The 20,071-nt window shown below is 63.3% G+C and carries 18 protein-coding genes and 1 tRNA gene; 11 read left to right on the top strand and 8 right to left on the bottom strand.

The window, feature by feature from the left end:
• The first annotated feature begins 116 nt into the window (after positions 1 to 116).
• Together speD and NDB2M4_RS01005 are read left to right on the top strand one after the other, a co-directional pair.
• The gene (gene speD, locus NDB2M4_RS01010) at positions 117 to 704 is read left to right on the top strand and encodes an adenosylmethionine decarboxylase (RefSeq protein ID WP_072369129.1); all 588 of its coding nucleotides are present in this window, start codon (positions 117 to 119) and stop codon (positions 702 to 704) included.
• A 127-nt stretch (positions 705 to 831) separates the two neighbouring features.
• Positions 832 to 2,163, top strand: a complete 1,332-nt coding sequence (locus tag NDB2M4_RS01005) for an SGNH/GDSL hydrolase family protein (protein ID WP_083555586.1) — start codon at positions 832 to 834, stop codon at positions 2,161 to 2,163.
• Positions 2,164 to 2,246: 83 nt separating this feature from the next.
• On the opposite strand, the gene NDB2M4_RS01000 is transcribed toward NDB2M4_RS01005, so the two are convergent.
• The 4 genes from NDB2M4_RS01000 to NDB2M4_RS00985 all read right to left on the bottom strand — a co-directional run bounded on the left by NDB2M4_RS01000 (position 2,247) and on the right by NDB2M4_RS00985 (position 9,803).
• The gene (locus tag NDB2M4_RS01000) at positions 2,247 to 2,489 is read right to left on the bottom strand and encodes a hypothetical protein (RefSeq protein ID WP_072369127.1); all 243 of its coding nucleotides are present in this window, start codon (positions 2,487 to 2,489) and stop codon (positions 2,247 to 2,249) included.
• Between the two features lie 166 nt (positions 2,490 to 2,655).
• Complete coding sequence (locus tag NDB2M4_RS00995; RefSeq protein WP_072369126.1) at positions 2,656 to 4,101, bottom strand: glutamate synthase subunit beta; 1,446 nt, start codon at positions 4,099 to 4,101, stop codon at positions 2,656 to 2,658.
• A gap of 80 nt (positions 4,102 to 4,181) precedes the next feature.
• The gene (gltB, locus tag NDB2M4_RS00990) at positions 4,182 to 8,888 is read right to left on the bottom strand and encodes a glutamate synthase large subunit (RefSeq protein WP_244536057.1); all 4,707 of its coding nucleotides are present in this window, start codon (positions 8,886 to 8,888) and stop codon (positions 4,182 to 4,184) included.
• Positions 8,889 to 9,353: 465 nt separating this feature from the next.
• The gene (locus NDB2M4_RS00985; protein ID WP_072371555.1) at positions 9,354 to 9,803 is read right to left on the bottom strand and encodes an Hsp20 family protein; all 450 of its coding nucleotides are present in this window, start codon (positions 9,801 to 9,803) and stop codon (positions 9,354 to 9,356) included.
• 288 nt (positions 9,804 to 10,091) lie between these two features.
• Between NDB2M4_RS00985 and NDB2M4_RS00980 the strand changes: the two genes are divergently transcribed.
• Positions 10,092 to 10,526, top strand: coding sequence for a hypothetical protein (locus NDB2M4_RS00980; protein ID WP_072369124.1), 435 nt, complete (start codon positions 10,092 to 10,094; stop codon positions 10,524 to 10,526).
• Positions 10,527 to 10,620: 94 nt separating this feature from the next.
• A complete protein-coding gene (locus tag NDB2M4_RS00975; RefSeq protein ID WP_072371552.1) occupies positions 10,621 to 11,580 on the top strand; it encodes an alpha/beta fold hydrolase in 960 nt (319 codons plus the stop codon).
• Between the two features lie 32 nt (positions 11,581 to 11,612).
• Here NDB2M4_RS00975 and hisN read toward each other — a convergent pair whose 3' ends face one another.
• Both hisN and NDB2M4_RS00965 read right to left on the bottom strand, forming a co-directional pair.
• Positions 11,613 to 12,419 carry a histidinol-phosphatase gene (gene hisN / locus NDB2M4_RS00970; RefSeq protein WP_244536015.1) on the bottom strand — a complete coding sequence of 269 codons (807 nt, stop codon included), beginning with the start codon at positions 12,417 to 12,419 and terminating at the stop codon, positions 11,613 to 11,615.
• A 715-nt stretch (positions 12,420 to 13,134) separates the two neighbouring features.
• Complete coding sequence (locus tag NDB2M4_RS00965) at positions 13,135 to 14,034, bottom strand: N-formylglutamate amidohydrolase (RefSeq protein WP_072369123.1); 900 nt, start codon at positions 14,032 to 14,034, stop codon at positions 13,135 to 13,137.
• A 315-nt stretch (positions 14,035 to 14,349) separates the two neighbouring features.
• On the opposite strand from NDB2M4_RS00965, the gene NDB2M4_RS00960 reads away from it, so the two are divergent.
• From NDB2M4_RS00960 to NDB2M4_RS00945, 4 genes are all read left to right on the top strand, one after another.
• On the top strand, positions 14,350 to 14,736 hold the full coding sequence (locus tag NDB2M4_RS00960; protein WP_072369122.1) for a cell cycle two-component system response regulator CpdR: 387 nt from the start codon (positions 14,350 to 14,352) through the stop codon (positions 14,734 to 14,736).
• A gap of 72 nt (positions 14,737 to 14,808) precedes the next feature.
• Positions 14,809 to 14,883: transfer RNA gene (locus NDB2M4_RS00955), tRNA-Val, on the top strand.
• Positions 14,884 to 14,906: 23 nt separating this feature from the next.
• Positions 14,907 to 15,032, top strand: coding sequence for a type B 50S ribosomal protein L36 (ykgO, locus tag NDB2M4_RS00950; protein ID WP_072369121.1), 126 nt, complete (start codon positions 14,907 to 14,909; stop codon positions 15,030 to 15,032).
• A 68-nt stretch (positions 15,033 to 15,100) separates the two neighbouring features.
• Positions 15,101 to 15,805 carry a tetratricopeptide repeat protein gene (locus NDB2M4_RS00945; protein WP_072371547.1) on the top strand — a complete coding sequence of 235 codons (705 nt, stop codon included), beginning with the start codon at positions 15,101 to 15,103 and terminating at the stop codon, positions 15,803 to 15,805.
• A gap of 48 nt (positions 15,806 to 15,853) precedes the next feature.
• Here NDB2M4_RS00945 and pyk read toward each other — a convergent pair whose 3' ends face one another.
• Positions 15,854 to 17,299 carry a pyruvate kinase gene (pyk, locus tag NDB2M4_RS00940; RefSeq protein WP_072369120.1) on the bottom strand — a complete coding sequence of 482 codons (1,446 nt, stop codon included), beginning with the start codon at positions 17,297 to 17,299 and terminating at the stop codon, positions 15,854 to 15,856.
• Positions 17,296 to 17,691: a DUF1036 domain-containing protein gene (locus NDB2M4_RS00935; RefSeq protein ID WP_072371544.1), complete on the bottom strand. Its 396-nt coding sequence runs from the start codon at positions 17,689 to 17,691 to the stop codon at positions 17,296 to 17,298. The genes pyk and NDB2M4_RS00935 overlap by 4 nt, the downstream gene beginning before the upstream one ends.
• Positions 17,692 to 18,142: 451 nt before the next feature.
• Between NDB2M4_RS00935 and NDB2M4_RS00930 the strand changes: the two genes are divergently transcribed.
• The 3 genes from NDB2M4_RS00930 to NDB2M4_RS00920 all read left to right on the top strand — a co-directional run bounded on the left by NDB2M4_RS00930 (position 18,143) and on the right by NDB2M4_RS00920 (position 20,061).
• Entirely contained in the window at positions 18,143 to 19,048 is a 906-nt protein-coding gene (locus NDB2M4_RS00930; RefSeq protein WP_244536014.1) for an N-formylglutamate amidohydrolase, read from the top strand.
• A complete protein-coding gene (locus tag NDB2M4_RS00925; protein ID WP_072369119.1) occupies positions 19,045 to 19,356 on the top strand; it encodes a DUF1244 domain-containing protein in 312 nt (103 codons plus the stop codon). The genes NDB2M4_RS00930 and NDB2M4_RS00925 overlap by 4 nt, the downstream gene beginning before the upstream one ends.
• A 405-nt stretch (positions 19,357 to 19,761) precedes the next feature.
• Complete coding sequence (locus tag NDB2M4_RS00920; protein WP_072369118.1) at positions 19,762 to 20,061, top strand: DUF2312 domain-containing protein; 300 nt, start codon at positions 19,762 to 19,764, stop codon at positions 20,059 to 20,061.
• Positions 20,062 to 20,071 lie beyond the last annotated feature (10 nt).

Below are 20,071 nucleotides of genomic sequence, written 5' to 3'. Positions count from 1 at the left end.
TTGGCCTCATATGACCCCTCTCCGTTCGTCCACCTGCCCTTAAGGTCGAGGTTTTCCAGAACCCCCAAGGTAAGGAGCGGACGGGTCACCTCTATCTGCTGGTTGGGGAGGGTCATATGGCCTTTAATGACACCCTCTTCCAATTGGGGATGGACTTGACTCGTTCAAGCACCGCCCAAGAGGAAGATCGTCGTGTAGCTGCGCCTGTAGCGCACGAAGACCATGCGCAGGTTGCGCATGACGACAGGAAAGACTTCTTCGTCGAGCGAAACGGGAAGCGCTTCGCAGGAACCCACCTCATCGTGGACCTGTTCGGTGCTCGACGGCTCGACGATCTCAAGCACATCGAGGCAACGCTGAAGCGGTGCGCGAAGGCAGCGGGTGCAACCCTGCTGAACCTTCACCTGCATCACTTCACGCCCAATGGTGGCGTGTCGGGCGTTGCCGTTCTTGCGGAGAGTCACATCTCCATCCACAGCTGGCCCGAGGCCGACTATGCGGCTCTCGACGTCTTCATGTGTGGGGATGCCGAACCGGAGAAGTGCATTGAGATCCTGCGAGAGGCTTTCAGTGTCCGTGACGTCGTGGTGAAGACTCATCACCGCGGCTCGGAGCTGTCTGATCTTAAGTGGCAAGCCGCCGCGCAGCACAAAAGCGCGTCGGTTCGACTGAAAGGCGTTAGGCGGCCGAAGCGCGCAGCTTAAGCTTGCGCGGAATGGCCCTCCCCGCCTTTCCGGTCACGTTTCTGCCTTGTCCTTAGGCGACGCAGTGGCGAATATGCCGCTGCGTCGCCGATGGATTCGGCTCGGCCGGCTCAGCAGGGGATCTTCGATGCTGCGCGCCCTATTAACCCTCGCTCTCTCCGCGCTCCTCATGGTGCGGGTGGTGCCTGCCGGCGCGCAGGAGCAGGGGCTTGGCGGCAGCTTCATCACGCCGTTTCCAGAGAATGACGTCTATCAGGTGGAGCTCGTCGGTGACTGGCTGGCCGAGGGATTGCTCGGCGGTCTGGTGCAGGCCTTCAGCGGCCAGGGCGTCTCGATCGCACCGAAGCGCTATGACCTTCCAGGTCTCATGCGCAGCAACTCCACCACCGAACTCGGGGCGCTGGAGCAGGCGTTCACCTCCGATCCAAGCCATATCGCCATCGTCATGGTCGGCGCACAGGACCGCTACAGCCTCAACCGGCGGCGGTCGGCCGAAAACATCGATGAGTGGCGCAACGAATACGCTGCACGCATCGACCGCGTGATGCGGGCCCTGAGGAAGGGCAACCGCGCTGTCTATTGGATCGGTCTGCCCAACATGCGCCGCTGGCAGGACAACGAGCGCGCACAGCGGATGAATGACGTCATTCGCGAGCGCGCCTATCTCAACGGCGTCCGCTACATCGACGCATATGCGAGCTTCATCGATGAGAACGGCGGCTACAGCGATTGGGGCCCGGATATCACCGGCAAGAGTCGCAGGTTGCGCGACCCTGATGGTGTGCACTTCAGCGAGGCCGGCTACCTGAAGCTGGCGCATTTCGTCGAGCGTGAGCTGAAGCGCGACATCGCCCAGGCGCGCACGGAGCGCTCGATCCCGCTCGCTGGCGATGCGGCCGAGCAGTCGCGCGTCAATCCGGAGAAGGTGCGGCTGCGTGCCGAAGAGGCTGCGCGCGAGCGTGCTGCGAAGAACGCCAAAGGCGGTTCGGGCTCGGCTGCGATGGCGAACGCCGGCAATGGCGATGGCAGCGCGCGCGACCAGCGGCTGGAAACCGGCAAGGTCGATATCCGCATTCCCGGTCCTGAAGGTACCGAGCAGGTGGTGACGGTCGATATCGTGCGTCCCGCCATTCCCGCTTCCATCGTGGCGCTGGTCACGCGCAAGCAGAGCAACGACAAGGCGGCGTCGATGGGCGACGTGCTGGTCGATCAGATCCCGGGCGGCTTGACGGTGATGAGTTCGATCACGCCGGCGCGCAACTCAGATCCGACGCGACGGCGTATGTCACCGACGCAGAGCGCTTACTTCCGCGTGCTGGAGAAGGGCGAACGTCTGCCGCCGAAGCCAGGCCGCGCCGACGATTTCACCTGGCCGCGCGTGCAGCCCACAGCGTCGGCACAGGTCGGCGAGCCTCCGGCGATGGTGCCCGGCGATGGGTCTACGGGCAGCAATCGGTAGTTTTCTTTTTGAGGCTGACACTCGCTGAGAAGCTTGGGGGCTTGCTCGCGCTTAGAGGCCCGCGGGCCGGCATCGAGGCTCTCTCAGCGGCGGTGCTTGTGGCGCCTGTGGTAACGGCGGCAGCGTTCGAGGCCGAGGTCACAACTGATCCTGCGGCCGCCGACGTAGCCGATTGCGCCGCCGCCAACAAAGCCGACAGGGCCGGCGATGAGACCGCCGGCTACAGCGCCGACAGCAGTACGCGTTGCGCGGCTGGCGGCATCTGCCGTAGCACTCATGGCGATGATGGCTGCCGCAGTGATCGCGGCTGTAGCAAACTTTTGCATTGATGATCCCCCTGGTGCAGGCGCTTCGCCGAGCAGCGCTAAAGCTACCGGCTAAGCCCCAACGTCCGTAGGCGGTCATCGTTCCAGCAATTGGTGTCGTGGTTGCGGCAACCCAAGCCTCGGGACCAGCCCGAGGCTCTCTACTGTGGCGTAGCGCGACCCCAGCTCAGCGCGGCAGGAGGCTTTTGCCCATGAGGAATCTGTCGATCGACTGGGCTGCCTGACGGCCCTCGCGGATCGCCCACACGACGAGCGACTGTCCGCGGCGGATGTCGCCGGCGGCGAATACCTTAGACTGGCCCGGAACCTTGTAGTCCTGCTCGTTGGCTTCGATGCCCTTGAAGCGGCCGCGTGCGACGACGGGCAGGCTCAGCTCCTTGACGATGTCGTCGTCGACCGGCCCCGAGAAGCCCATCGCGAACAGCACAAGGTCGGCCGGCAGCTCGGCTTCGGTGCCGGGGATCGGCTGAAGTTTTTGGTCGACGTGTACGTAGTGCAGCTTCTTCACCTTGCCGTCCTCGCCGGAGAAGTGCGTGGTCGAGACCGAGTACTCGACCTTCGCGCCTTCGGCTTGGCTGGTGGAGATGCGCAGCTTCAGCGGCCAGTGCGGCCAGGAGAGCGCCTTGTTCTCCTTCTCGGGCGGCATCGGCATGATTTCGAGCTGAGTGACCGACTTGGCGCCCTGACGCAGTGAGGTGCCGATGCAGTCCGAGCCGGTGTCGCCGCCGCCGATGACGATGACGTGCTTGTCCTTGGCGAGGATTTCCTTCGCGTCGGTGATGGCAGGCGGAACCTCGCCAGAAACACGGCGGTTCTGTTGCGGCAGGAAATCCATGGCGAAGTGCAGGCCGTCGAGATCGCGGCCGGTCGCGGCGGTGAAGAAGTCGAACGGCTTTTCGGAGCCGCCGGCAAGCAGCACGGCGTCGTAGCTGTCCTCGAGTTCCTTGGCAGTGATCGTCTTGCCGACGTGGACGTTGCAATGGAAGGTGACGCCTTCGGCTTCCATCTGCTTGACGCGGCGGTCGATAAGCGCCTTTTCCATCTTGAAGTCAGGGATGCCATAGCGGAGCAGGCCGCCGGGCTTGGAGTTCTTCTCGTAGACGTGGACGTCGTGGCCGACGCGGGCGAGCTGCTGGGCGGCGGCGAGGCCGGCCGGGCCGGAGCCGACGATGGCGATGCGCTTGCCGGTCTTGGTCTCGGGGGGCTGCGGGCCGATCCAGCCCTCCGCGAAGCCGCGGTCGGCGATGGCGCACTCGATGGTCTTGATGGCAACCGGCACGTCATCGATGTTGAGCGTGCACGCAGCCTCGCACGGCGCGGGGCAAACGCGGCCGGTGAACTCGGGGAAGTTGTTGGTCGAGTGCAGGTTCTGCGCCGCCGCCTTCCAGTCGGAGTGGTAGACGAGGTCGTTCCAGTCGGGGATCTGGTTGTTCACCGGGCAACCGGTGTGACAATAGGGGATGCCGCAGTCCATGCAGCGGGCTGCCTGGACTTTCGTTTCCTCGGTGCTCAGCGGCTCGACGAACTCGTTCCAATGCTTGAGGCGTTCGGCGACGGGCGCATATTTGCGCTCCAGCCGGTTGAACTCGAGGAAGCCCGTAACCTTTCCCATACCCGTTCCCTATTCGCGGCGGCGAGCACTCACGGCTCGCCGTTGGCCTCGGCCATCGTTGCGTGGAGAGGCGAAATTCCTCAAGCCTTGGCCAACTTCAAACCGATCTCGATCTTATCGAGACCGTCCTTATCGGCCGCCTGCGCCTTGGCCATGGCGATAAGTGCCTTGCGGTACTCGACCGGCATAACCTTTTTGAACTTCGGCAAGTAACCGCGCCAGTCGGCGAGGATGGCTTTCGCCTTGGCCGAATTGGTGTAGTGCGCATGACGGGCGATGAGCGTGTAGAGGCGCTCGGCGTCGTGCTTGGTCATGTCGCTCATGATGTCGACGAGGCCGTGGCTTTCCAGGTCGCCCTGCTGGCCCATCAAGCGCTGCATGATCTCTTCCTCGGCCTCGATGGGCTCGAGTTCGACCATGGCCATGTTGCACTTCTGCTCGAAGTTGCTGGATTCATCGAGGACGTAGGCGATGCCGCCCGACATGCCGGCCGCGAAGTTGCGCCCGGTCTGGCCGAGGACGACGACGACGCCGCCGGTCATGTATTCGCAGCCGTGATCGCCAGTGCCTTCGACGACGGCGGTGGCGCCGGAGTTACGCACGGCGAAGCGCTCGCCGGCGATGCCGCGGAAATAGCACTCGCCGGTGATGGCGCCGTACATCACCGTGTTGCCGACGATGATGCTTTCCTCAGGCTTGATGCCGGAAAGAGCATTGGGTCGGACGATGATCTTGCCGCCCGAGAGGCCCTTGCCGACGTAGTCGTTGCCTTCGCCGACGAGGTCGAGCGTGACGCCGTGTGCAGCCCAGGCGCCGAACGCCTGTCCGGCGGTGCCGGTCAGCGTCAGCCATATGGTGTCCTCGGGCAGGCCGGCGTGGCCGTAGCGTGCGGCGACCTCGCCCGACAGCATGGCGCCGGCGGAGCGGTCGACGTTGACGATCGGCAACTCGGCCTTGACCGGCTTCTTGGACGTGAGAGCAGGCTGAGCGATAGCGATCAGCTTGTTGTCGAGCACCTTCTCGAGGCCGTGGTCCTGGGATTCGCAATGATAGACGGCGACCGACTTCGGCATCTTCGGCTTGTAGAAGACCTTGGAGAAGTCGAGGCCGCGCGCCTTCCAGTGCTGGATGGCGCGATCCTTGTCGAGGGCTTCGGTCTGGCCAACCATCTCGTCGAACTTGCGGTAGCCGAGAGCGGCCATGTACTCGCGCACTTCTTCGGCGACGAAGAAGAAGTAGTTGATGACGTGCTCGGGCTTGCCCTGGAACTTGGCGCGCAGGACCGGGTCTTGCGTGGCGACGCCGACCGGGCAGGTGTTGAGATGACACTTGCGCATCATGATGCAGCCGGCGGCGATCAGCGGGGCCGTGGCGAAGCCGAACTCATCGGCCCCCAAAAGCGCGCCGACGACGACGTCGCGACCTGTGCGCAGGCCGCCGTCGACCTGAACGGCGATGCGGCCGCGCAGACGGTTGAGCACGAGAGTCTGATGCGTCTCGGCGAGGCCGATCTCCCAGGGAGAACCGGCGTGCTTGATGGAGGTGAGCGGGGAAGCGCCAGTGCCGCCTTCGAAGCCGGAAATGGTGACGTGGTCGGCGCGTGCCTTGGCGACGCCGGCGGCGACGGTGCCGACACCGACCTCAGAGACGAGCTTCACCGAAATGGCGGCGCGCGGGTTCACGTTCTTCAGGTCGAAGATGAGCTGGGCCAGATCTTCGATCGAGTAGATGTCGTGGTGCGGGGGCGGCGAAATGAGGCCGACGCCCGGGGTCGAATGGCGCACCTTGGCGATGACCTTATCGACCTTGTGTCCGGGCAGCTGGCCGCCTTCGCCGGGCTTTGCGCCCTGCGCCATCTTGATCTGGATCATGTCGGAGTTGGCGAGATACTCCGTCGTCACGCCAAAGCGGCCGGAAGCCACCTGCTTGATGGCCGAGCGCATGGAGTCGCCGTTGGCCATCGGCTGGAAGCGATCGGTCTCTTCGCCGCCTTCGCCGGTGTTCGACTTGCCGCCGATGCGGTTCATGGCGATGGCGAGCGTCGTGTGCGCCTCGCGGCTGATGGAGCCGTAGGACATGGCGCCGGTGGCGAAGCGCTTGACGATCTCGGATGCGGGCTCGACTTCCTCGATCGGCACGGGCGTGCGGCCGAGCGCTTCGGCAGAGCGAATGCGGAACATGCCGCGCATGGTCATGAGCTGCTCGGACTGCTCGTTCACCTGCTTGGCGAACGCGCGGTACTTATCCGGCAGGTTGCCGCGCACGGCGTGCTGCAGGTCGGCGACGACCGAGGCGCGCCAAACGTGAGATTCGCCGCGCACGCGGAAGGCGTATTCGCCGCCGACGTCGAGGGCGTTATCCAGCACAGGCACGTTGCCGAAGGCAGCTGCATGACGGTCGACCGTCTCTTGCGCGATCTCGCGCAGGCCGACGCCTTCGATCTGCGTGTGCGTGCCGGTGAAGTACTTTTTCACGAACGATGAGCGCAGTCCGACAGCGTCGAAAATCTGTGCGCCGCAGTACGACTGATAGGTGGAGATGCCCATCTTGGCCATCACCTTGAGGATGGCCTTGCCGACCGCCTTGATGTAGCGCGTCTTCACTTCTTCGGGCGTGATGCTCTCGTCGATCTCGGGGAGCATCGCTTCGAGCGTCTCGAAGGCGAGATAAGGGTTGATCGCCTCGGCGCCGTAGCCGGCAAGGGTGCAGAACTGATGCACCTCGTTGGCTTCGCCCGTCTCGACGACGAGACCGACGGAGGTGCGCAGGCCCTGCTTGATCAGGTGGTGGTGAACCGCCGACGTCGCGAGCAAGGAAGGAATAGGAATGCGGTCCGGTCCGACGGCGCGGTCGGACAGGATGATGATGTTGTATTCCTTCGAGCGCACGGCCTCCTCGGCTTCGGCGCAGACGCAGTCGAGCGCCGGCGCCATCCCCGCGGCGCCCTTCTCGGCGGCGTAGGTGATGTCGAGGGTGATGGACGAGAACTCGTTGTCCTTCACCTCGCCGATCTGGCGGATGCGCTCCAGATCCTCGTTGGTGAGGATCGGCTGATAGACCTCGAGGCGCTTCTGGCGCGAGGTGCCTTCGAGATCGAGAATGTTCGGGCGCGGGCCGATGAACGAGACGAGGCTCATGACGAGCTCTTCGCGGATCGAGTCGATCGGCGGGTTCGTCACCTGAGCGAAGTTCTGCTTGAAGTAGGTGTGCAGCAGCTTGGACTTCGACGACAGCACCGAGATCGGCGTGTCGGTGCCCATCGAACCAATGGCTTCCTGGCCGCTCTGCGCCATTGGCATCATGAGCAGCTTGAGGCTCTCCTGCGTGTAGCCGAACGCCTGCTGCATATCGAGCAGAGAGACGTTGGACTTCTTCGCGGTCGAGCGGCTCTTGGGAAGCGGAAGGTCAGAGACGAGAATCTGCGTGCGCTTCAGCCACGTCTCATACGGGTTGGAAGCGGAGATCTCGGCCTTCAGTTCCTCGTCGGAGACGATGCGTCCCTTTTCGAGGTCGATGAGCAGCATCTTGCCGGGCTGCAGGCGCCACTTCTGGACGATCTTTTCCTCGGGGATCGGGAGCACGCCCGATTCAGAGGACATGACGACGAGGTCGTCCTTGGTGACGAGATAGCGCGCGGGACGCAGGCCGTTGCGGTCGAGCGTGGCGCCGATCTGGCGCCCGTCGGAGAAGCACATCGCGGCCGGGCCGTCCCAAGGCTCCATGAGACAGGCGTGATACTCGTAGAACGCGCGGCGCTTGCGATCCATAGTCGGATTGCCAGCCCAGGCCTCGGGAATGAGCATCATCGCGGCGTGCGTTAGCGAGTAGCCGCCGAGCACGAGGAATTCGAGCGCGTTATCGAAGCAGGCGGTGTCCGACTGGCCTTCATAGGAGATGGGCCACAGCTTGGAGATGTCCTCACCGAACAGCGGGGACGACACCGACGCCTGGCGCGCCGCCATCCAGTTGACGTTGCCGCGGAGCGTGTTGATCTCGCCGTTGTGCGCGACCATGCGATAGGGGTGCGCGAGCTTCCACGATGGGAAGGTGTTGGTCGAAAAGCGCTGATGCACGAGCGCCATTGCCGATACGCAGCGCGGATCGGAGAGGTCCTTGTAGTAGGCCTTCACCTGGTAGGACAGGAACATGCCCTTGTAGACCAGGGTGCGCGAAGACAGCGACACGGTGTAGTGGCCGATGTCGCGGTTCTTGTAGGCCTGCTGGATCGAGTTGGAGACGATCTTGCGCGTCAGATAGAGGCGGCGCTCGAAGTCGTCCTGATCGAGGATGGTCGAGGGGCGGCCGATGAACACCTGGCGGTGCACTGGCTCGGTGGCGATGACCAGCTCAGACATAGACGAGTTGTCGACCGGCACGGAGCGCCAGCCGATCAGCTCAAGGCCCTGCTCCTTGACGATGCGCGTCCAGACGCGCTCGCAATGGGCGCGCAGGCGCTCGTCGCGCGGCATGAAAATGTGGCCGACGGCATAGCGGCCCGGCGGGGGCAGGGAGAAGCCGAGCTTCTTGCACTCGTCCTTCAGGAAGTCGTGCGGGATCTGAATGAGGATGCCTGCGCCATCGCCCGCGAGCGGGTCGGCACCCACGGCACCGCGATGCTCGAGGTTGGCGAGAATCTGCAGAGCGTCGGAGACGATCTGGTGCGATTTGCGGCCCTTGAGGTCAGCGATGAAGCCAACGCCACAGGAATCGTGCTCGTTCGCAGGGTCGTAAAGGCCCTGAGCCGGCGGCGTTGCGTTCTCGATCATGTCGGCTTCGAATTCGCTCATTTCTCGGGTCTTCGTCATACTGCGACCTCGGTGCGGGGACGCTGCATTCAGCACTATGCTCAGGGCGGATAGCTTGGTGAGCCGCGAAAGATCGATTGATCGGTCTCAAGCGGCGTTAGTCAAGAACGTCAGATGAAGCGGAGCGGTATTGCTGGGGGATGCTGCCCGGGCGCTGCAGTTGGACCTTGAGCGATCCTGCAGGGGCCAAGCGGCCCGCATCTTCGAACACCTCGCTCACTCCCGCCGCTATGGCAGCAGCAGCCGAGCCCCGCCAGGCACCCGCTGCCACGATCCATAAAGGACAGGAGTACTGACCTTTCAGCCGAGCTTCGCAGATTTCTGCCGCCTACACAATAGCAGCGAGGCGTCAATGGCCGAGGGATTCGCAGAAAGGGCGGCCGCCGACTTGGGCGACCGCCCCCTGGGGAGCTTCACGCGGGTAAACTTGACGTTTCTGGCTCGGCCTTAGGCTGTGGTTGCCTCGATCTGCTTCTGGCCGACGCCGATGGAGATGGTGCGCGGCTTCATCCGCTCGGGAAGATTGCGGACGAGGTCGATGTGCAGCAGGCCGTCGGTGAAGTCGGCGCCTTTCACTTCGACGTGGTCGGCAAGCTGGAAGCGGCGCTCAAACGAGCGGGCGGCAATGCCCCGATGCAGGAACACGCGATCCTTCTTCTCGGGTTCTTTCTCGCCCGAGACGACCAAGGTCTGTTCTTTGACCTCGATCTTGAACTCATCCTTGTTGAAGCCGGCGACCGCCATGGTGATGCGATAATCGTTCTCGCCGAGGCGTTCGATGTTGTACGGCGGGTAGCCGTCGGAAGCCTCAAGACCGCTGACGCCGTCGAGCAGCTTGGCAAGACGGTCGAAACCAACGGTGGAACGATAGAGAGGGGCAAAATCAAACTGTCGCATGACATATCCTCCGAAGTTGAGCGACATGCAGTTGCGTCCGCCGTGATGGCCGGACGACCACTTTGTGGCGCACCCCCGAGGGGCATGCGCACAGTCTGTATTTAGGAGCGCCCGAAGGCGGTTCAAGGCGCCGGTACGCGTTAGGTCGACGGGCTGTGGCGCGGGGTCTCAAGTCACTTTGCGGCAACAGGAAACCAACACCCTTCAGGTGCGGTTCATGTAGCGAGGGTCACCCTCGCGGGGCTTTGGGAAGCAGCCGCAACCTTCCTCTCCAAGGAGTCTTTACACATGTCAGCGTACGCCCGTCTCGCCGCGGCATCTGCGCTTGCCGTGTCACTTGCCTTTACCGCACTGCCGGCCAATGCGGCCGATCTTTACGAGCCGCCCTACGATGGATACGGCGAAGGACCTCCACCCCGTGGCGACCGTTACGCCGATGTCCCCGATGACTTCGAGCCTCCCTATCCACCGCGCTTCCGGGAGCGCGGGTGCATTCCGCGCGATGTCGCGCGCGATCGCCTGCGCGATGCCGGCTGGTACGACTTCCACGCGCTGGAGCCACGCGAGGACGTGGTATTGGTGAAGGCGCGGCGCGGGCGCGGGCGGTTGTTCGACCTGACGATCGATCGGTGTTCCGGGCAAATCGTCGATGCGCGGCCGCTGGGACCGCGGATGGGGCCTTATGCCTGGGGACCACCGCGCCGGCACTGGGCGCCATACTAAAAGCCTCCGGCCGCTCAATCGCGCTAGCATGGCCGCAACTCTTCGCCGCCTGTATGATGGCGGCGAAGAGTCGTGCAATGCCCAAGGAGGCGCGATGCAACTCGTGGCGCTCGCCAAGAACCCGGTCCCAAGCGGGGGAACCGTCGGAACTTTTCATGGCTATGACGGGGCCGAGCTACGCTATGCGCGTTGGGACGCGACCCGGCTGCCGCGACGGGGAACCGTGTGTCTGCTGCCGGGGCGCGCCGAGTTCATCGAAAAATACTTCGAGGTCATCGCCGATCTGAGACGGCGCGGTTTCGCGGTCGCCACGATGGATTGGCGCGGGCAAGGTGGATCGCAGCGGATGCTGGCCAATCCGCGCAAGGGGCATGTGCGCGGCTTCTGGGAGTATGACCGCGATCTCATCCGCTTCATGAAGGACGTCGTGCTGCCCGACTGCCCGCCGCCGTTTATCGGCCTGGGACATTCGATGGGCGGCAATATTCTGCTGCGCAACGCGACAATGCCGGGGCTCTGGTTCGAACGACTGGTTCTGACGGCACCGATGATCGCGATCGCCGAAGAATCACTTGGCACTACGGCTCGGCGGGCGCGCATCTATTCCGAAGTTGCCGCGCTAATGGGGATGTCGACCGCCTATGTGGTCGGCGGTTCGGACGACCTCTATGCGATGCGCAAGTTCGAGGGGAATGCGCTAACGTCCGATCCGGAGCGGTGGCAGCGAACGAAGGCGGTGCTCGAACTCAGGCCGTCGCTCGGGATCGGCTCGCCGACGGTGGGCTGGCTGCGCAGCGCGCTGAGGTCTTGCCACATGCTCAAGGCGGCCGATTTTCCCTCGCAGATCAATATTCCGCTGCTGATGTTCGCGGCCGGCAACGACAGCGTCGTGTCGACCCGGGCCATCGAGGACTTCGCCGTCCGCGCCAAGGTCTCCTCGTGCATCCTGATGCCAGGCTCGAAGCACGAGATTCTGCAGGAGAATGATGCGGTGCGCACGCGTTTCTGGGCTGCGATCGATGCCTACCTGGGCGTCGAGATGAAGGTCGCCTAAGCCGAAGCTACGCTGGTGGGAGTGCCGTTGGCTCAGCCGGCGAGCAGGGCCAGGGCCTCGGCGTGCACACGCGGATCGCCCGCGGCGATGATGCATCCACCTTCGGTCGCGGGGCGGCCGTCCCAGGTGGTGACGATGCCGCCCGCCTTCTCGATGATCGGGATGAGAGCAACGATGTCGTAGGGCTTCAGGCCGGATTCGATGACGAGGTCGGAGAAGCCGGCGGCTAGCAGGCAATACGCGTAGCAGTCGCCGCCATAACGCGTCATGCGCACGCGGGCTTTGACGCGCGCGAAGGCGTCGGCCTCGTATCCGGTGGCAAAGAGATCCGGGTGCGTGGTCGAGAGGATGGCGTCGGACAGCGACGCACAGGGGCGAGTCCTGATCTCCTTTGCCGGCGTATCGGCAGTGCGGACGTAAGCTGCGTCCTGGCCGGACCAGAAGCGCTCGCGGGTGAACGGCTGGTCCATGATGCCGAGGACCGGGGCGCCGTCATCGAGCAATCCGATGAGCGTGCCCCACAGGGGCCAGCCCATAATGAAGGCACGTGTGCCGTCGATAGGGTCTACCACCCAGCGGAGGCGGGCGTCGGCGCGCGTGGTGCCGTGCTCCTCGCCGACGAAGCCGTGCTCCGGCCAAGCATGGGCGACCAGTTCGGCGATGACGCGCTCGCCGGCCTGGTCAGCGGCGGTCACGGGGTCGAAGTCGCCGCCGTCCGCTTTATTGCTGACGCCAATGGGCGTGCGAAAATACGGGCGAATGGCGTCGCCAGAAGCGTCAGCCAGGCTCTGAGCGAAATCGATGAGCGCCTGCAGATCTATCTGAGTCCGATTTGCCACAGTATTTCGCCCGCCCCGATAAGGTTAGATCTCAGTATAAGACCCGCCAAACACGGCGGTTAGTCTGCACGTTGTAGTGCGCATCTTTCATATATGTGTCCGACAATCAATTGCTGTTGCCGTCTAGTGACATCATACCCTCAATGCGGGACCAAGCGTCGCTCTTCCGTTGATTGCAGATGCGAACAGTCTCATATGTGAAGTGCGCGGTGGCGCTGGTCGCTCCAGACTACCGTTAGCCCACTTGGGCGTTTCCTCCCTAGACTTGGGCCGTTCGTTCGCCGGACGGCCTTTTTTCACGTTTGGGTGGTAGGAATGTACTGCTCGACTTCTAGAGGTGTGACTGGTAGCCGAGATTTGCATGGGCCCCTGATTTTGGAAGGGCAGCTCTGCAAAAAATGCATTTGATTATGCTGCGTCGCACCAGTAACTTTTGCGATGCGACATCGTGAGCTTGCTCCGGTGTTGTAGCCCTCCTTGGGCGTTTCCTCCCTAGACTTGGGCCGTTCGACACCCGAACGGCCCTTTTTTCTTGCCCGCCGCCCATCGGCGGCGCGCTGACGGCCGGGCGTCTGCCGTTTGCAGCGATTATCCTAGGTTCTTCGGGCGCTTTTCGTGGCCGCTCCGCGTGCGGCACGCGGCGACGGTGAGCTATACGTTGTGCGCTGCAGCATGATTGTTTTGCATAGCTTTGCAATGCAGCGAGGGTTGCTCCCTATTCAGCTGCCATGCGGTGCTCGAGCAGAGCGGGCAAATCGTTGAACAGCGGCGCGGCGAGGCTGAGCAGGTCGCGCTGCAAATCAGCGAAGCCGGCCGTGGGGAGCAGCTTCATCTCGTCCAGGTAAAGGCCGCGGTTGATCTCGATTTGCACGGCGTGGACGTCGCGCGCGGGACGTCCGTAGTGCTCGGTGATGTAGCCGCCGGCGTATGGCCGGTTCATGTGCACTTCGTAGCCGAGGCTCGTGAGGGCATCCTTCAGGAAGCGCGTAATGCGGCTGTCGGCCGAGGCGCCGAAGCGATCGCCAAGGACGATATCGGGGCGTGGGCCGCCGGACGGCGCCATCGAGGCGGAGGGCATCGAGTGGCAGTCTATCAGAATGGCATAGCCAAAACGCGTGCGGGTCGCCTCGACGAGTTCGCGCAAGGCCTGATGGAACGGGACGTAGAGATGCTCGACGCGGGCAAGGCCGGCGCTGAGGGGGAGCTTGTCGCGGTAGATCTCCTCGCCGTCGGCGACAATACGGGCGATTGTGCCAAGGCCGCCGACGACACGCACCGACTGGGTGTTTGCGAATTCGGGCGGCGGTTCGTCGAAAAGGTCGGGATCAAGCTCGTAAGGCTCGCGGTTTACGTCGAGGAAGGCGCGGGGAAAGCGCGCCGTGATGAGGGGCACTCCGCACGCAGCGACGGGCATGAATAGTTGATCGACGAGGCAGTCCTCAGACTTGCGCAGCGAAAGCGGGTTGAGGCGGGAAGAAGCGATAAAGCTATCGGGATAGATATTGCCGGAGTGGGGAGAGCAAAGAACGAATGGGGCAATGGGAGTTGCCGGCGCGCTCACTTGGTAAGGCGGCAACAACTCGGGGGGGACAGGATGACCGTCGCGGGCGGGCATGCTTCTTGCGGTATCCCTCTTCGCTGACCGGCGCCGGCTCAATTCGGTTCAGGACAGACGGCTTGGTCGCTGCCGGAATAGCGCACTACTGAAAGAAGGCGTAACAACCAGTGTCATCCGGCCTTGCTCACTGTGCCAACGTCGCCGCATTATGTCCACTGGTGGGCGCTAGTGCTCCGTTTCTCGTTGCGGAGGGCGAAACGGGCTCGGCAGGTTCCTGCCGGACACTTCACCAGCCGTTTACCATAGTCGAATCACAGTCGGGGCCGCGCGTGGCATCGACCGGCGCATCCAACTGACAGTTTCAGAGTAGCCATGACCGCAAAGCCCTCTAGTGTAACGATTTCCCGCATCCTGCTCGCCGAAGACGACGATTCGATGCGCGGCTTCCTGGTCCGGGCCCTGAAGAAGGCGGGCTACGATGTCATCGCGTTTCCCAACGGGGAAGAAGCGTTCGAGCGGCTGAAATCGGAGCCGTTCACGCTGCTTTTGACCGATATTGTGATGCCGAAGATGGATGGGATCGAGCTGGCCCGCCGGGCGAGCGAGTTGGATCCGGACCTCAAGATCATGTTCATTACGGGGTTTGCCGCCGTCGTCCTCAACAGCGACAACTCGGCACCCAAGGACGCGCGAGTCCTCTCCAAGCCCTTCCATCTGAAGGATTTGGTGCGTGAAGTGGACCGTTTGCTGGCCGCTTAGAGCAAGATCTCGCCAAACCCTGCAATCAGCTGTTGACCTTGCGGGGGGCGAACGCATAGAAGCACGCCTCTGGGGCGCGTAGCTCAGCGGTAGAGCACTACCTTGACATGGTAGGGGTCACAGGTTCGATCCCTGTCGCGCCCACCATCCTTTGATCACTCGGTGTTGAGATGAAAGTTCGGAATTCGTTGAAATCACTGCGCGGCCGTCACCGCGCCAACCGCCTCGTCCGTCGCAAGGGCAAGGTGTACATCATCAACAAGGTGCAGAAGCGCTTCAAGGCACGGCAGGGCTGAGCGGCGAATCTTCGCCACCTTTTGACGCCCATGCTGCTACGTCCTATTGTAGCCGGATGCGCAGCACCATGCCTCGCCTCTTCATCGCCCTCGGTCTTTGCGGCCTCCTGGCCGCTGCAGGCTCCTTCGGCGGACAGATGTCCGCCAAGGCCCAGAGCCTCCCGGGCGCCGATCAGCTGAAGCCTCTTCCAGCGCCGCACAACGACCTGCCGCCGATTCCGGCGCCGCCAGGTGCGGTGTTCCCGTCGGCGAAGCCGGCGATGCCCGCTGACAAGCCGGTGCCGGAAGATCGGGAGGCGCTGCTCTCAGAACTTTATTCGCACCTTGCGCAAGCGCCGAGCGAGGCGGATGCGGCTCCCATCGAGCAGGCCATCGAAGGCGTCTGGCAGCAGTCTGGCAGCGATACCGTCGGCGTTCTAATGAGCCGGGCGGCGAAAGCGTTCAACGACAAGGACGATGAGCTGGCGTTGCAATTCCTCGATGCGGTTGTCGAGCTCATGCCCGACTACGCCGAGGGGTGGAACCGGCGTGCGGTTGTGCAATTCCGGCTCGACAATTACGAAGCTGCGGTTGGTGACCTGCGGCGCGCACTAGCGCTCGATCCGCACCATTACAAAGCGCTCGACGGGCTGGCGCGCATTCTGCGTGACACCGGTCAGAAGAAGGCAGCACTGAAGGCGTATCGCGAGATCCTGAAGATCAACCCCCATCAGAGCGGCGCCAAGGAAGCCATCGACGAGCTATCGGTCGAGGTCGAGGGGCAGGGGATATAGTCTCTTTGGTTGTTGGGTGACACAGCTTCTCAAAGCCCGTGTCACCGCTCAGCGGATCTCGGTCGAGGGGGCGCCGTTCTCGTCGACGAAGGCGATGCGGATCATGTTGGTGGCGCCGGGCGAGCCAAACGGCACGCCAGCGGTGATCAGCAGTCCACCGTGCGGTGGAACAAATCCTTCGTCGAAGGCGATGCGGCAGGCTTTGCTGACCATGTCAGTCAGCGTCGCCGGGTCGCCCGTCATCACCGAATGCAGGCCCCAGACGAGCGAAAGCCGCCGCGCTGTCGATTCAACGGGCGTCAGGCCCATGATCGGCAGGTTGGGGCGCTCGCGCGTGACGCGCAGGGCGGTCGAACCGGTCGCCGTGTAGCAGACGATGGCAGACAGCTTCACCGTGTCGGCGATGGCGTGGGCTGCCGTGGCGATGGCGTCGGCGCCGGTTGGCTGCGGGGCCGTCTGGGTGGCGTGGATAATCGAGTCGTAGCCCGGGTCTGCTTCCACCTCGATGGCGATGCGATCCATCATCTGGATTGCCTCGATCGGGAACTGGCCGACGGCTGATTCAGCCGACAGCATGACGGCATCAGCACCGTCGAACACGGCGGTAGCGACGTCCGAAACCTCGGCTCGGGTCGGGACTGGCGAGGAGATCATGCTTTCCAGCATCTGCGTCGCCACGACGACTGGCTTACCGGCAGCTCTCGCCTTGCGGGTGATCTGCTTCTGCAGACCGGGCACGCGCTCGACCGGCATTTCAACGCCGAGATCGCCGCGCGCGACCATCAGGCCGTCGGCGGCCGCAACGATGGCGTCGAGATCGGCAATGGCGGACGGCTTCTCGATCTTGGCGAGGATGGCGGCGCGATCACCGACGACCTTGCGCACCTCTTCCACGTCCTCGCCGCGCTGGACGAACGACAGCGCAATCCAGTCGATGCCGAGCTTGAGGATGTAAGAGAGGTCGGCGCGATCCTTTTCGGTGAGCGGGCCAATCGGCAAGAGGGTATCAGGAAGACTGATACCCTTGCGGCTCGACAGGGCACCGCCCACCAGTACCTCGGCGGCGATGGAGCCCTGCTTCTTCTCGATGACGCGCATGCGCAGCTTGCCATCATCGAGCAGCAGCGTGTGGCCGGGCTCGACGGCGGCGAAAATCTGCGGGTGGGGCAGGAAGACGGATTCGGAGTTGCCAGGCTGCTCGGTGCGCTCGAAGCGGAAGATGGCGCCGTCGTTCACGAAGACGCGGCCGCCGGCGAATTCGCCGACGCGGAATTTCGGGCCCTGCAGGTCAGCGAGGATGCCGATCGGATGCCGGTGGCGCTTTCCGACCCAGCGAATGGAGTTCTGCAACGCACGCGCGGTGTCGTGCGAAGAGTGGCTCATGTTGATGCGGAACACGTCGACGCCGGCCAGGAAGAGCCGTTCGATCATCTCAGTGGCCGAGGAGGCGGGACCTAAGGTCGCGACGACCTTGACCCTTCTTTTGCGTCTCATTTTTCACTCGCCTCGGGGTCGGTGAGGCGGATGGTCCACTCCTGCGACTCGCCCGTATCGACTTCAAAGAAACCGGTGCGCTTATAGCCGCGCTTCTGACAATCCTGAACCCCGCGGATGGCAAAAGATTTTTCGTCGGTGCACATGAAGTTCGTGCCGACCCATTCGCCGCCGCGGTCATAGTCTAGGGCGTGAACGTAAATAAACCGGCTCGGCACTGCCCCTTTAAGGAGCGTTTCACAAGTTTGAGAGGCGATATTCCACCAGCCTTCCGTGGCCCAACCGGTCGCGTCCTGATAACCGACGGCGACGCCGACGCGACTTGAGGTCGAGTTGCAGAGTTTGAGATCAGCGTGAGCTTGCGCAGAGAAACCGAGCAGCGGCAGGAGCAGGCAGGCCGCATAGCCGGGCCTTCGATGCCACCACTTCTTGTTTCCCCGTTCGGCCGACACTTTGGACTGCTCCGCTCGCCTATGCAATTCGTTCTGCCGGTGGTGCGTCACCGCGCTCGGTTCCGCTGAGAGAGCGGTTGTGGCGAACAGAAATGTTAATCATGCGGCGGGCCTTGGAGACTCGCCCCGACAAGGCAGGGTGCAGTGTTTGTTTTACAGGAACTTGGCGGCATTGCGGTTGACCGCGGCACAGACGCGAAGCGGCACGCGTTGCCACGCCCCGTCCGCGGCCTTCGACCAATGATCGATACGCCGAAACGCCGATAGCGGTCATTCTAGCCCGTCCCCCTGCCCGAACGCTGGTTTGCGCAATCGCGTTTGCCGCGTCAAGCCTTCCTCCGACGCGGGTAGTTCGGTCGGGTAGTGTTTGAAATGCCTCTGGGTAGTTTTCGTGACAGCGCTGCAAAGCTATATAAAGGCGATGCCTGACTCCGACGGCCACGGTGGGTTGCTGCTCGCCGACCCCCTTGTCACCGACAGCTATGAAGTGGTGCCGGGCCGGCTCGATGCTGGTCTCTTGGTCATGTGCGACCACGCCACCAACGCGCTCCCGCTCGAGTACGGTACCCTGGGGTTGCCCGCTGGCGAGCTGGAGCGGCACATCGCCTATGACATTGGTGCGGCGGCCGTTACCCGCCATGTCGCTCGGCTGCTCGGGGCGCCTGCAATCCTGACGCGGTTTTCACGATTGCTGATCGACCCCAACCGGGGACTCGATGACCCGACGCTGATCATGCGCATTTCCGATGGCGCGGTGGTGCCTGGGAATCGGCATCTCGATACAGCGGAGCGCGACCGGCGCGTACGCCAGTATTACGAACCCTATCATCAGCGCGTCGACAACCTGATCGAGGATTGCGTCGGGGCCGGTGTGCCGCCAGCGCTGCTTTCGATCCATAGCTTCACAGATAACTGGAAGGGCGTGCCTCGGCCTTGGCACGGGGCGATCCTATGGGATCGCGACTACCGGTTCTCGGTGCCGCTGCTGGATGCGCTGCGCGCGGATCCGGAAATCGTCGTGGGTGAGAACGAGCCCTACGACGGCAAGCTCGCGGGCGACTGCATGTGGCAGCACGGCACGCGCCGCGGCATCGCACATACCATCATCGAGATCCGCCAGGACCTCATTCGCAACGAGGAAGGGCAGCTCGCGTGGGCAGCGCGGCTTGCGGAAGCGGTGCAGGCGGTGTTCGCTCGGACCGAGTTGCGCGAGGCAATGCACGCAGTGCAATACTTCGGCTCGCATACCGACACGGATGGGGCCCCGCCCTATACGGTGCACGAGGGCACAGGATGAGCGACATCGACCCCAAGACCACGACCGAACTCGAGGCGGCAGCGTTCCGCCGGCTGGTTGCGCACCTGCGCGAGCGCACCGATGTGCAGAACATCGACTTGATGAACCTGGCAGGGTTCTGCCGGAACTGCTTGTCGAACTGGTATCAGGACGCAGCGGCTGAGCGCGGCATTGAAGTTTCGAAAGACGACGCCCGGGCGCTGATCTACGGCATGCCATACAAGGAATGGCAGCAGCGCTATCAGACCGAGGCCTCGCCAGAAGCTAAGGCAAAGTTCGCCCAGTCGAGCGCGGGTGGTCATAAGTAGTTTTAGGTGACACGAGCGGCGGCAAGCTTGTTGTGCGGCTGCTTGTTCCGCAAGGTGATAGCCGCGTCATTGGGCGCGGGGCCCCTTGGGCCCTTGCCGCTGACGCGGCCAAGATGCGTGCCCGTGCACAATGTCATCCGCGGGCTTGTCCCGAGGCCCCACTCATCCGCTTGTGCGCCGGAAGTTGTGGTGCTGTGGGTCCTCGGCATAAAGCCGAGGATGACAGCGGAGTTGCGTGTTGCGAACTTTGTGGATCGCCGAGAGGGATGCGGAAGGTTTGTGAAGTGTGACACACAAACCGCAGGGGCAATTGAAGATTTCTATGGATGGCTCGCGGGCTCGCCTTGAAGGGGCAAGGCGGGGCGAATAGCGTTTCTTCTCCTTTATCACGTATGGAGAAGAGGGATGACGACGCTACAGGCCTCGGCGCAAAAGCAGCTGCGTCAGCTCGTTGAGCAGATCGAGCGGCTCGAGGAAGAGAGGAAGGCGCTCGCCGGCGATATCCGCGACAAGTTTCTCGAGGCCAAGGGGCTTGGGTTCGACGTCAAGGTGCTGCGCCAGGTGGTGCGGCTGCGCAAGAAGAGCGCAACCGAGCGCCAGGAAGAAGATGCGGTGCTCGAAGTCTATCTGCACGCGCTGGGCATGCTCGGCCAGGATGACGGCGCGCACGATGCCGCCGTTGCAGCTATGATCGCCGCAGAATAATTGCGTGAGT

The organism is Hyphomicrobium sp. NDB2Meth4, assembly GCF_900117445.1.
Lineage (GTDB): Bacteria > Pseudomonadota > Alphaproteobacteria > Rhizobiales > Hyphomicrobiaceae > Hyphomicrobium_A.
The sequence above is the reverse complement of the archived record's forward strand: the minus strand, read 5'-3'. Positions and strand labels throughout refer to the sequence as shown.